11 protein-coding genes are annotated in these 12,773 nt (G+C 49.1%); 6 read left to right on the forward strand and 5 right to left on the reverse strand.

All coding sequences use genetic code 11. The features are described 5' to 3' along the window. Nucleotides 1–58: 58 nt before the first annotated feature. The 5 genes from sufD to ACM9J1_RS03090 form a co-directional block, all read right to left on the reverse strand. A complete protein-coding gene (gene sufD / locus ACM9J1_RS03070) occupies nt 59–1,375 on the reverse strand; it encodes a Fe-S cluster assembly protein SufD (protein ID WP_415580465.1) in 1,317 nt (438 codons plus the stop codon). Nucleotides 1,376–1,463: 88 nt separating this feature from the next. Beyond that, nucleotides 1,464–2,210: a Fe-S cluster assembly ATPase SufC gene (gene sufC / locus ACM9J1_RS03075; RefSeq protein WP_415580466.1), complete on the reverse strand. Its 747-nt coding sequence runs from the start codon at nt 2,208–2,210 to the stop codon at nt 1,464–1,466. 26 nt (nt 2,211–2,236) lie between these two features. Continuing rightward, complete coding sequence (locus ACM9J1_RS03080) at nt 2,237–2,635, reverse strand: four helix bundle protein (protein WP_415580467.1); 399 nt, start codon at nt 2,633–2,635, stop codon at nt 2,237–2,239. Between the two features lie 59 nt (nt 2,636–2,694). Continuing rightward, nucleotides 2,695–4,143, reverse strand: a complete 1,449-nt coding sequence (gene sufB, locus ACM9J1_RS03085) for a Fe-S cluster assembly protein SufB (protein WP_415580468.1) — start codon at nt 4,141–4,143, stop codon at nt 2,695–2,697. A gap of 82 nt (nt 4,144–4,225) precedes the next feature. After that, a complete protein-coding gene (locus ACM9J1_RS03090; protein WP_415580469.1) occupies nt 4,226–4,555 on the reverse strand; it encodes a HesB/IscA family protein in 330 nt (109 codons plus the stop codon). Between the two features lie 192 nt (nt 4,556–4,747). Between ACM9J1_RS03090 and ACM9J1_RS03095 the strand changes: the two genes are divergently transcribed. The 6 genes from ACM9J1_RS03095 (at nt 4,748) to ACM9J1_RS03120 (ending at nt 12,761) form a co-directional block, all read left to right on the forward strand. Continuing rightward, nucleotides 4,748–5,605 carry an MBL fold metallo-hydrolase gene (locus tag ACM9J1_RS03095; protein WP_415580470.1) on the forward strand — a complete coding sequence of 286 codons (858 nt, stop codon included), beginning with the start codon at nt 4,748–4,750 and terminating at the stop codon, nt 5,603–5,605. 119 nt (nt 5,606–5,724) lie between these two features. Further along, a complete protein-coding gene (locus tag ACM9J1_RS03100) occupies nt 5,725–6,153 on the forward strand; it encodes a MarR family winged helix-turn-helix transcriptional regulator (RefSeq protein ID WP_415580471.1) in 429 nt (142 codons plus the stop codon). Nucleotides 6,154–6,201: 48 nt separating this feature from the next. Then, a complete protein-coding gene (locus ACM9J1_RS03105; RefSeq protein WP_415580472.1) occupies nt 6,202–8,640 on the forward strand; it encodes a TonB-dependent receptor domain-containing protein in 2,439 nt (812 codons plus the stop codon). Between the two features lie 9 nt (nt 8,641–8,649). After that, a complete protein-coding gene (locus ACM9J1_RS03110; protein ID WP_415580473.1) occupies nt 8,650–9,969 on the forward strand; it encodes an alpha/beta fold hydrolase in 1,320 nt (439 codons plus the stop codon). After that, nucleotides 9,969–11,075: a DUF2911 domain-containing protein gene (locus tag ACM9J1_RS03115; protein ID WP_415580474.1), complete on the forward strand. Its 1,107-nt coding sequence runs from the start codon at nt 9,969–9,971 to the stop codon at nt 11,073–11,075. Before ACM9J1_RS03110 ends, ACM9J1_RS03115 begins: the two co-directional genes overlap by 1 nt. Nucleotides 11,076–11,150: 75 nt before the next feature. Next, on the forward strand, nt 11,151–12,761 hold the full coding sequence (locus ACM9J1_RS03120; protein ID WP_415580475.1) for a S8 family peptidase: 1,611 nt from the start codon (nt 11,151–11,153) through the stop codon (nt 12,759–12,761). Nucleotides 12,762–12,773 lie beyond the last annotated feature (12 nt).

The following is a 12,773-nucleotide window of genomic DNA, read 5'->3' on the forward strand; positions in this document are numbered from 1 at the left end:
CGTTCGGGCACAAAAAAAGCCCTGCGAAGGCAAGGCTCAATTTTCATTCATATTCGGCTTACAGATCGAAACCCATTTTCACGCCCAATTTAGTAGCGATGATTTTGGTAATCCTGTTTTTAAGTTCCGGGATTTTGATGCTTTCGATGACTTCGTTCGAAAACGCGTACATCAACAATGCTTTCGCTTCCTTTTCTGGAATTCCGCGCGAACGCATATAGAACATGGCGCGATCGTCCAATTGCCCAATCGTGCAACCGTGCGAACATTTCACGTCGTCGGCGAAAATTTCCAGTTGCGGCTTGGCGTTGATCGTGGCCTTGTCGCTGAGCAGAATGTTGTTGTTTTGCTGGAAGGCGTCGGTTTTCTGCGCTTCTTTTTCCACGTAGATTTTCCCGTTGAATACACCGGTAGCGCGGTCGCCGTAAATGCCTTTGTAGTTTTGGTGCGATTCGCAATTCGGCGTGGCGTGGTGCACCAGCGTATAATGATCGACATGCTGTTTGCCCTCAATGATCGTGATGCCTTTCAGGGTCGAATCAATCCGCTCGCCTTTGTGGTAGAAATTCAGGTTGTTGCGCGTGAGATTTCCGCCAAACGAGAATGTATGCACCGAAGCGATGCTTTGTTCCTTTTGCGAAATATAGGTGTTATCGATAAGCGAGGCTTCGAGCCTGTCGTTCTGGATTTTGTAGTAGTCGACGATGGCGCGTTTGGCCGCAAAAATCTCAGTCACTGCATTGGTCAGCACCGGATTGTCGTTCAAACTCTGGTGGCGCTCGATGATTTGCACGTGCGAATTCTCGCCCACGATGATCAGGTTGCGCGGCTGCACCATGAGCGCGGCTTCGGTTCCGGTGGAAAAGTTGATGATTTCGATGGGCTTGTCGGCCACTTTCCCACGCGGAATGTTGATGTATGCGCCTTCTTGCGCAAAGGCCGTATTGAGCGACGTCAACGTTTCGTCGGTGTTGGCGATTTTGTTGAAATACTCGTCGATGACCATTTTGTATTTGGGCTTGGTCAAGGCCGACGACATCAGGCATACATCCAATCCGTCGTGCGTGGTCGATGACAAAAACGACGAGAATTTTCCGTCGATGAACACCACTTTGTACGTGTCAATCTCGTGTAGGAAATAGCGTTTGACCTCAGCAAATTCCACGGCGTTTTCCTGTTTCGGGAATACCGAGAAATCATTTTTGAGCAACTGGTTGAGCGAGGTATATTTCCAGGCTTCCTCTTTCTTGCTCGGGAAACCTTTGGCCTCAAAATTCTTGATGGCAGCCGTGCGGATGTCGTGCAATGACGAATCCACATCGACGCTTTCCTCGAAGGCCATGAAGGATGCCAGTAATTTATCTTTTAAATCCATTTTAAATTTCAAGGTTCAAGGTTCAAGGTTTAAAGCTCAAAGTTTAGGTTGTAACTTTGAACTTTGGCCTTTGAACTTTGAATGCATTCTAATTCTCGTTCTTAATCCAATCATACCCTTTTTCTTCCAGCTCGTAGGCCAGTTCTTTCCCGCCCGATTTCACGATACGGCCATTGTAAAGGACGTGGACGAAATCTGGAACGATATAATCGAGAAGTCTTTGGTAATGCGTGATGACCACGATGGCATTCTGGTCGCTTTTGAGTTTGTTGACGCCGTTGGCCACGATGCGCAGCGCGTCGATGTCAAGCCCGGAATCGGTTTCGTCGAGAATGGCCAATTTGGGTTCTAGCATCGCCATCTGGAAGATTTCGTTGCGTTTCTTTTCTCCGCCCGAAAAACCTTCGTTCAAAGAGCGCGACATGAATTTGCGGTCGATCTCCAAAAGTTCTGATTTTTCGCGAATGAGCTTCAGCATTTCATTGGCCGGCATTTCCTCCAAGCCTTTGGCCTTGCGGCTTTCATTGATGGCGGTTTTCATGAAATTGGTCACCGAAACGCCCGGGATTTCTACCGGATACTGGAACGACAGGAACACGCCTTTATGCGCGCGTTCTTCCGGCGCCAAATCGGCCAGGTCTTCGCCGTCAAGCGTAATGGAGCCTTCAGTTACTTCATAATTTTCGTTACCGGCAATTACGGCCGACAGCGTCGATTTTCCGGAGCCGTTCGGACCCATAATGGCATGTACTTCGCCGGCTTTCACCTCAAGATTGATCCCTTTGAGAATGTCTTTGTCTTCAACCGAAGCATGGAGGTTTTTTATACTAAGCATTTTGTTTAAGGTTCAAGGTTCAAAGTTCAAAGTTGCTTGAAAAACTTACTCCCTTTGAATTCCTTACAGTTTAAATATGTTATAAAGTTGTTTATCTTTCCACTTAAGTTCTCGTATTCTCTTCGGATATTCGTAAACTCGGCTTCCGTTATATAGCCGCAGTCAAAAACGCGATAAAGCTGTGACCTTGTTTCTCCCGCAGAACCTTTTGCTATCGACAGGAATTGCCTAAATTCATTATTCCCGTTTCGTTCGAAGCCTTCTGCTATGTTATCCATTATCGACCCAGAAGATGCTTTAATCTGATCTTTGAATCGATAATCGTACTTCAATTTTGTTCGCTCTGAAATTTCATGGATTTCTTTTGCAAGTCTTCGGGCATTTTTCCAGATTTCTAAATCTTCAAATCGTTTAATGGTTGACATGGCATATAATTATTTATTGGCGTATACTCTAAACTTTGAACCTTGAACTTTGAACTTCTCTATCCCACACTTCCCTCCAGCGAAATCTCCAACAACTTCTGCGCTTCCACGGCGAACTCCATCGGCAGTTTGTTCAACACGTCTTTGCTGAATCCGTTCACGATGAGCGCAATGGCTTTTTCGGTCGGGATGCCGCGTTGGTTGCAATAGAATACTTGGTCTTCGCCGATTTTCGAGGTCGTGGCTTCGTGTTCGATCTTGGCCGACGGGTTTTTCGATTCGATGTACGGAAATGTGTGCGCACCGCAGCTGTTGCCCATCAAGAGCGAATCGCATTGCGAAAAGTTGCGCGCGTTTTCGGCGCGTGGCCCGATTTGTACCAGGCCGCGGTAGCTGTTCTGCGACTTGCCCGCGGAAATGCCTTTTGAGATGATTGTTGATTTGGTGTTTTTCCCGAGATGGACCATTTTGGTTCCGGTGTCGGCCTGCTGGAAATTGTTGGTCACGGCAATCGAATAGAATTCGCCTACTGAATTGTCGCCTTTCAGGACACACGATGGGTATTTCCAAGTCACCGCGCTTCCGGTTTCAACTTGCGTCCAGGAAATCTTGGCGTTTTTCTCGCACAAGCCGCGCTTGGTCACGAAGTTGAACACGCCTCCTTTTCCGGCTTTGTCGCCCGGATACCAGTTTTGTACGGTCGAATATTTGATTTCGGCATCGTCGAGCGCAATGAGTTCCACCACGGCCGCGTGCAATTGGTTTTCGTCACGGCTTGGCGCGGTGCAACCTTCAAGGTATGACACGTAGCTGCCTTCGTCCGCAATAACCAATGTTCTTTCAAATTGTCCGGTTCCGGCTTGGTTGATGCGGAAATACGTGGACAATTCCATCGGGCATTTCACGCCTTTCGGGATGTAGCAGAATGAACCGTCGGAAAAAACCGCCGAATTCAACGCCGCGTAAAAGTTGTCGCGCTGCGGAACCACTGTTCCCAAATATTTCTGGACGAGTTCCGGATGTTCTTTGATCGCTTCTGAAATCGAACAGAAAATGATGCCTTTTTCAGAAAGCGTTTTCTTGAATGTCGTGGCCACCGACACCGAATCGACGACAATGTCCATCGCCACACCGGCGAGTTTCTTTTGTTCGTCGAGCGAAATGCCGAGTTTCTTGAATGTCTCGAGCAATTCCGGGTCAACCTCGTCGAGGCTGGCGTATTTGTCTTTTTTCTTCGGGGCCGAATAGTACGAAATCGCCTGAAAATCTGGCTTCTGGTAATGCACGTTCGCCCATTCCGGCTCGGTCATTTCCTGCCACGCACGGAACGCCTCGATGCGCCAGTCGGTCATCCATTGCGGCTCTTCCTTTTTCAGGGAAATCGCGCGGACGATATCTTCATTCAGGCCAACAGGAAACGTCTCAGATTCTATGTCGGTATAAAATCCGTATTCGTACTCCTTGTTTTCGAGTTCGATCTTTAAATCGTCTTCGGTGTATTTTGACATATGTTAAGTCTAAAGTTTGAAAGTCAAAAGTCGAAAGATTAGTTTGTCCTAATTCTTTTGACTTTCGACTTTAGTCTTTCGTCTAAAGTGAAAATGATTCCCCGCAACCGCAAGTCCTGCTGGCGTTCGGGTTGTTGAACACGAAACCTTTTCCGTTCAATCCGCCGGAATATTCGAGTGTCGTGCCGGCCAGGTATAAAAACGATTTTTTCTCCACGGCAATGCGCACGGCATTGTCTTCGAAGACTTTATCATTCTCACCTAGGGCTTTGTCAAACTTCAGTTCGTATGACAAACCGCTGCAGCCGCCGCTTTTGACGCCTACGCGGACGTAATCTTTCGATGCGTCGAAGCCGTCGTCTTTCATCATTTCGACGATTTTCCGGCTCGCTGATTCAGATACTTTTATCATGGCTCTTCGTTGCTGTTTTATTTCTCCAAAAACCTACGGAAAAAACCCCGCACACTTTGGTCGCCGCAAAGATACTACAATTCGCTTTTTATAAGGCGTTGTGTAACATTTTTATAACTGATTACAATATAGCCGTGATTTATTTCAGTCCGTCGGGAAATTCAGTATTTTTGGACGACTAATTTTCCTGCGATGAAACTCTACCCGATTGAAGCCGGCAATTTCAAACTCGACGGCGGCGCCATGTTCGGCGTTGTCCCGAAAACCATCTGGAACAAAACCAATCCGGCCGATGAAAATAACCTGATTGACATTGCCGCACGCTGCCTTTTGATTGAAGACGGGAACCGATTGATTTTGATCGATACCGGAATGGGCAACAAGCAATCGGAGAAATTCTTTGGGTATTATTCGCTTTGGGGCGACGAATCGATCGACAAATCCCTGGCGAAATACGGTTTCCACCGCGACCAGATCACCGACGTGTTCATGACGCACCTGCATTTTGACCACTGCGGCGGTTCGGTACAATGGAACAAGGACAAAACCGGTTACGAACCGGCGTTCAAGAACGCCAAATTCTGGAGCAACGACAACCATTGGGAATGGGCAACCAAGCCCAATCCGCGGGAAAAAGCCTCGTTCCTGACCGAGAATATTTTGCCGATGCAGGAAAGCGGCCAGCTAAACTTCATCAAGCGTCCGGAAGGAGACACTTTGGACAATTCTGAACTCGGTTTCGGAATCTTTTTCGCCGACGGCCATACCGAAAAAATGATGATCCCGAAAATCAAGTACGGCGACAAAACCATTTGCTTCATGGCCGATTTGCTCCCGACGGCCGGGCACATTCCGCTCCCGTATGTCATGGGTTACGACACGCGTCCGCTGCTGACGCTTCCGGAAAAGGAAAAGTTCCTGCTCGAGGCCGCCGACAACAACTACTACCTGTTTTTAGAACACGACGCGCACAACCCCATCATCACGGTACAGCGCACCGACAAAGGCGTTCGGTTAAAAGAAGTGTTCGATTGTAACAATATTTTATAACCGTGTACTAACTGCCCGAGGTTAGAGTTGAGAAAGTTTTAGCCGATAATATTTGATATGTCAAATATTGATTCGCCGTTCATTATCTTTGGGCGAATGAAGCTAAAACTTTCTTTTTCATGGAAAAACTCAAAGACATCACGTTCTATCACATGGATAAAGCCATCCGGACGTACCGCAGTTATGCGCAAAAACGGTTGCGCGACAACGGTTTTACCATTACGATAGACCAATGGCTGGTCATCAAGGCGATATTGGAAAACCCTGACATCACGCAACAGGAATTGGCCGAAAAAGTGTTCAAGGACAACGCCTCGGTGACGCGCATCATCGCGTTATTGGTCAAATCCGGTTATCTGGAGCGCGACCTCAACCCTGACGACCGGCGCAAAACCGTGCTGAACGTCACCGTCGAAGGCCGTGAAGTGATTGCGAAAGTGCAAACCCTGGTGTTGCAAAACCGGCAGGTGGCACTCAACGGAATTGCCCAGGACGAATTGGAAATATTGAACAAAACATTGAAAATCATCACAGAAAATTGTAGTTAATCATCCCGCGGCGAATCATCAGCCAAACCGCGCATCAATCAAAAAATCATGATCAGACTGTTTTATTCACTTGCCTTAATGCTGGTTTCGGTCATCGCTTCGGTGGCTTTCGGACAAACCCAGGAAGATAAAATCGCTATTTCGGGCCGCGTGGTTTCCCCGCAACAAACGCCGGCGACGGATGCCATCGTCACGCTGATTGCCGGTGACGGAAAAATCGCCAAGACAGAAGCGGTCGACGAAAATGGAAACTTCACTTTTTCCAACATCGCCAAAGGCCAATACAACATCCAGATATCGGTGAACGGAATCCCAAGATTTACGGGCGATGCATTCACCGCCAACGAAAATTTTGTTGTTGGTACCACGATACTGCCGACACCAACCACTGAACTGTCGGCGGTCGTGGTGACCAAAGCCAAGCCATACATCGAGCGCCAGCAAGGCAAAATAATCCTGAACGTGGAAAGCAGTATCGGGGCAACCGGCGCGTCGGCATTCGAAGTATTGGAAAAGGCGCCCAGCGTGAACGTGGACCAAAACGACAACATCAGCCTGCGCGGGAAAGGCGGCGTCATCGTCCAGATCGACGGCAAGAACACGCCACTCTCAGGCAGCAACCTCGCCAATTATCTGCGCGGCATTCCGTCGAGTTCGGTGGATAAAATAGAATTCATCACCAATCCGGGTGCGAAGTACGATGCAGCGGGTTCGGCTATCATCAACATCAAGATGAAAAAGGACAAGCGAAAAGGCACGAACGGCACCGTGACTTCGTCCTACAGCCAAGGCAAATATCCTCGGTTGAACAACAGTTTGAGCTTGAATCATCGCAACAAAAACGTCAATGTTTTCGGGAGTTACAGTTTTGCGTACAGCGAATGGTTCAACGATTTGAACCTCGACCGGCGTTTCTTCGAGGACGGCAATTTCACCGGGCGGTATGACCAGATCAATTCGCTCAAGATGAATTTCCGCAACCACATTGGCCGCGCCGGCGCAGATTGGACCGTCAACAAAAAACACACGCTCGGCATTATCGCCAACGCCGTGAGCAACAATTTCAATCCGACCGGCAGAAATTTCTCGGACGTGTACGACGAAAACGATCTTCGGGAACAGCGCTTCATCACTTGGAACCGGTCGCGCGACAAGTGGCACAACGCCTCAGTGAACCTCAACCACAAGTACACGATCGATACGCTCGGAACCGACATCATCACCGATTTCGATTACGCCAACTACGGCAACGTCACCAAGCAAAATTTCCAGACCAAGTATTTCGACAACAACAACGTGGAATTCTTGCCGCAATATTTGTTGCGCGGCGATTTGGACGGCAACCTCAACATTTTCGCGCTGAAAAGTGATTTCGTCAAAACACTCAGCAACAAGATCAAACTGGAATCTGGCGTTAAATCAAGCTATGTCAAGGCCGACAACGATTTGCAATTCTTCGATGTGAGTTCGGGCACGCCCATTTTCGACCCGACCAAAAGCAACCATTTCATCTACACAGAGAACATCAACGCGGCCTACGTGAATGCCTCGAAAGACATCGGCAATTGGGGTTTTTACCTCGGTTTCCGCGTCGAGAACACCAACATCACCGGCGAGCAATTGGTTGACGGCACGTCCTTCGACGATAGCTATACGCAGTTGTTCCCAAGTGTGTTCACCAGTTATAAATTCAACGACAACCACAGCCTGGAATTCAATTATTCGCGCCGGATTACGCGCCCGAGTTACGAGCAACTCAACCCGTTCAAGTTTTTCCTCGACCAAACAACTTACAAAGAAGGCAACCCGTACTTGAAGCCGCAGACGACACATTCGATTGAAGTGACGCATGTCTTCAAGCAGAAAATCTATTCGACCTTGAGTTTTTCAAGAACGACCGACAACATTACCGAAGTCATTGCGCCTTCAGACGACGACCCGATGATCACCGTCCAGACCGACAAAAACCTCAACACCGCGGATATCGTTGGGCTGTTCATCATCACGCCCCTCGATTTTACGCCTTGGTGGAACACCAATTACAGTTTCAATTTTTACTACGGTTCGTACTCCGGAACCGTGGCCAATACGACGCTCGATGACCGCGGCAATTTTAATTTCAATTGCAATTTGGTCAACAATTTTAAGCTTGGAAACGGATATTCCGCCGAAGTCACGGGCAATTACCGCGGCCGTGAAATCTATGCATTCATGGATGTTGACCCGATTTGGTTCCTGAACCTGGGCGTGCAGAAAAAGTGGAAGCAAAGCACCTTGAAACTTGCGGCCAACGATGTCTTCTGGACCAACCGCACCACCGCCGATTCTGAATTCACGAATTACACCGAACGCTTCAAGGTAAGCCGTAACACGCGGGTCATTGCCGTGTCTTACACCTACAATTTCGGGCAAGGCAACAACCAGCCAAGGCGCAGGACTGGCGGCGCCGATGACATCAAGCAACGGGCAGGTTCGGCCAACGGATAACTATTTGTCATGAAAAAAATACTGCTGCTTTTCCTCGCGATCGCATCGCAAACTGTTGTTGGGCAATTGCCGCAACGCAAAGCCCTCATTGGCGTTTTGGTGAAAAATGCCGACAACGGCGTTCGCATAGACAGCGTCATCCCGAATTCGTCGATGGCCACGCTTAAATTGCAAAAAGGAGATGTCATCCAATCGGTGAACGGAACGCCGACGCTTTCGCTGGATGCTTTCTCGCCGGCGGTGACGAACATCCGGGCAGGAGAAAACCTTTCGGTGACTTTCAGCCGCGACGGAAAAATGAAAAAAGCTTCGGCCAAAGCCATAATGAAACCGTTTGAAACGCGTACTGATGCCGATATTTTGTACGATTGGGTGAAGTTTAGAAACGGCTATCTGCGCACGATGACGTATCGGCCGAAAGGAAAAACCAACCTGCCCGCAATTTTACTCATCCCTGGTTATGGCTGCGGCAGCATAGAGAACTATTCAAAAAGTTACAACGGCAAAATGATTTCGGCCTGGTTACAAAGTGGGTTTGCCGTTGTAACGATTGAAAAATCTGGGCTTGGAGACAGTTTCAACTGCGCGCCTTGCGCCGAAGCCGATCTTATTACCGATATCGAAAGCTTTGACGAGGGCTACCAATACATGGAAAAACTGCCGTTCGTCAACACGAAACAATTGTTCATCTGGGGACATTCCATGGGCGGCACGATTGCGCCCGAAGTCGGGAAACGGCATAAACCAGCGGGCATCATGGTTTTTGGCTGCGTGTTCAGGCCGTGGAATGAGTTTCTATTGGAAATGCATCGTGTCCAAAAGCCATTGCTGGACAACCTGACTTACCAGCAAACCGAAGATTTCATGCGTGGCATCCAGAAAATTTACCACGAATTCTTCGTCAACAAGAAATCGCCCGAAGAACTGGCCGAAATACCTGAATACCGTCCGATTGTCGTATCTGAACTCGGCTACAAAAAAGGCAGTAACGACATGTGGGGCAGGCATTGGAAATTCTGGCAACAAATAGACGCATTGAACCTGGCCAAAAGTTGGCAAGAGGTGAACTGCCCGGTCTTGATCCTGCATGGCGCAACCGATTACGAACAATGCTCGTTGGTGGAACCGATGATGATTGAAAAAACCGTCAACGAAGCACATCCCGGAAGCGCCATCTGGATCACCATTCCCGAACTCGACCATTTCATGATGAAGAGCAAAGATTGGCCGGAAGCGGTCAAGAATTTCCGCGAAGGCCAATACGCCAAAGGAAACTTTAACCCTGCCATTGCCGAGGAAACCGTCAAATGGCTCAAAACAAAGATATGATGAAAAATATTCTACTATGGCTGGTGCTTTTGTCCGCAACCGTTTCGCAATCACAATACGCGCTCTCCACGGGCAATCTCGGCGACAACAAACGTGCTTCGGTGACGGAATTCATCGGCTTGGCCCAAATCACCATTGACTACCACCGACCGGGCGTGAAAGGCCGCGAAGGCAAAATTTGGAATACCGACGTGGCGCATTACGGCCTGAAAGACCTGGGCTTCGGGACGTCAAATGCGGCGCCGTGGCGTGGCGGTGCGAACGAAAACACGACGATTTCATTTTCGCATCCGGTGACCATAGAAGGGAAAAACCTTGACGCCGGAACGTACGGCTTGCATTTCATTTTGGGCGAAACGGACGATACCGTGATTTTCTCCAAACGCGCCAATGCATGGGGCAGTTTTTATTACGATCCGACCGAAGATGCGCTTCGGGTAACGGTTCGGCACCGCACGCTGGAGAAACCTGTAGAATGGCTCAAGTACGAGTTCATCGAACAGACTGACGAAAACGCCACCGTAGCGTTGCTCTGGGAAAACAGGATGATTCCGTTTAAGATCTCGGCCGATGTGCATTGCATCCAGATGGAAACTTTCAAAAGCGAACTGCGCACCAAACCCGGTTTTACCTGGCAGGCGTTCGTCCAAGCCGCGGGTTACGCCTTGCAACATAATGAAGACGATCAGGCGCTCGAATGGGCCGACATGGCCATCAATGCGCGGTTCATCGGGCAAAAAAACTTCCAGACGCTGTCCACGAAAGCCGCCGTACTTAAAAAATTGAACCGCAACAAGGAAGCCGACAAACTCATGGACGAAGCGTTGTTGCTGGGCCAAATGATTGAATTGCATCAGTATGGTCGACAACTCATCGGCGAAAAGAAACCGCAGAAAGCCCTGGAAGTCTTCCAACTGAACTACAAGAAAAACCCTAACGTGTTCACCACCAATATCGGGCTGGCGCGCGGTTACTCGGCCATCGGCAACTACAAAAAAGCCATGTCATACTTGGAAGCGGCGCGCAAACAGGCACCAGACCAAGTGAACCGCGACAACGTCATGGCCAGCATCGAGAAACTCCGCGCCGGAAAAGACATCAATTGAGCGGTAAAATATTGTTAAGATTGTAACAGGCTTCGGTGGGAATGGCCTAATTTCGACAGCTTTAAAAATCATCCTATGAAATTATTCAGGACGGGCATTGCGCTTTTGGCGGCATTGGCCTTTTCAACAACCCAAACACACGCGCAAAGCGCCACTACCGGCGGCATTACCGAGAAAAAAGCCGAACTCACCGACGAACAACTCAAGCGTTGGAGTTTTCTTGATTTGCAAAAAGACACCATTCCCGGTATGAGTGTCGATAAGGCGTACGCAGAATTCATCAAAGACCGGAAAGGGGCAAAAGTCACGGTAGCAGTGATTGATTCAGGTGTTGACATTGACCATGAAGATTTAAAGTCGGTGGTCTGGACCAATCCGAAGGAAATCGCGGGCAACGGCAAGGACGACGATAAAAACGGCTTTGTGGACGACGTGCATGGCTGGAATTTCCTGGGCGACGCGGTCAATGAAAACCTCGAACTCATCCGCATCATCAAGAAAGGCGACGACGGTTCGGACACTTACAAAAAAGCCAAAAGCGAATTGGCCAAAAAACGCGGGGAAGCCTTGTCGGCCAAGCAACAACTTGACTTTATCCAGTCGGCGAAAAGCAAAGTCGACGCGAAAATCGGGAAGGACATCTACACGCTCGAGGAATTGCGCGCCATGGATCCGGGTTCGGACGCAGAACTGTCGCAAGCCAAATTCATCATGATGTCCATCATCGTGCAGGCTGGGCCAACCTTTTTGACCGACCTGAAAGACTTCGAGAAGCAAACACGCGAGATGCTTGAGTACAACCTCAACGCCGATTTCGACGGACGCAAAATCGTGGGCGACAATCCAAACGACATCAAGGACAACAAGTACGGCAACAACAACGTGACCGGCCCTGAAAAAGAGGCGTCTTTCCACGGCACACTCGTATCGGGCATCATCGCCTCCGAGCGTAGCAACGGCAAAGGCACCGACGGGATTTCGAACAACACGCAAATCATGGCCATCCGCGCGGTTCCCAACGGCGACGAATACGACAAAGACATTGCGCTGGCCATCCGCTATGCCGTTGACAATGGCGCGAAAGTCATCAACGGCAGCTTCGGGAAATACTTCTCGCCGCACACGCAATGGGTTTCGGACGCTATCAAATACGCCGCATCGAAAGACGTATTAATCGTTTTTGCGGCGGGCAACGACGGCAAAGACCTCGACATCGCCGAGAACCGTTCGTACCCGACTGATTCGCCGGATGGAAAGACCGAAATTGCAGACAATGTCATCACCATCGGCGCGTTGAACTACGAATACGGGAAGAACGTAGTGGCCAATTTCTCGAACTACGGAAAAAACAACGTCGATGTGTTTGCGCCCGGTGTGCAAATCTTCGGCACGCTGCCCAACAATACTTACAAACCTGAAGACGGCACATCGTTCGCGGCGCCAAATGCAGCTGGTGTAGCGGCGCTCATCCGTTCCTATTTCCCGAAATTGTCGGCTACTCAGGTTAAGCGTATCTTGATGGATTCAGGCACGCCGCTGCCGATTGAAGTAGAACTGGGTGAGAAAAAAGAAAAACGCCCATTTGCCGAGGCGTCTAAATCGGGCAACATCGTCAATGCTTACAACGCGCTGGTGATGGCAGAAAAACTTTCGAAAAACCTTCCGCAGAAAAAGGTAAAAGGGTAATTCCGTATTTTT

Origin of the sequence: Flavobacterium longum, from assembly GCF_965137575.1 — a bacterium.
GTDB classification, from domain to species: Bacteria; Bacteroidota; Bacteroidia; order Flavobacteriales; family Flavobacteriaceae; genus Flavobacterium; species Flavobacterium longum.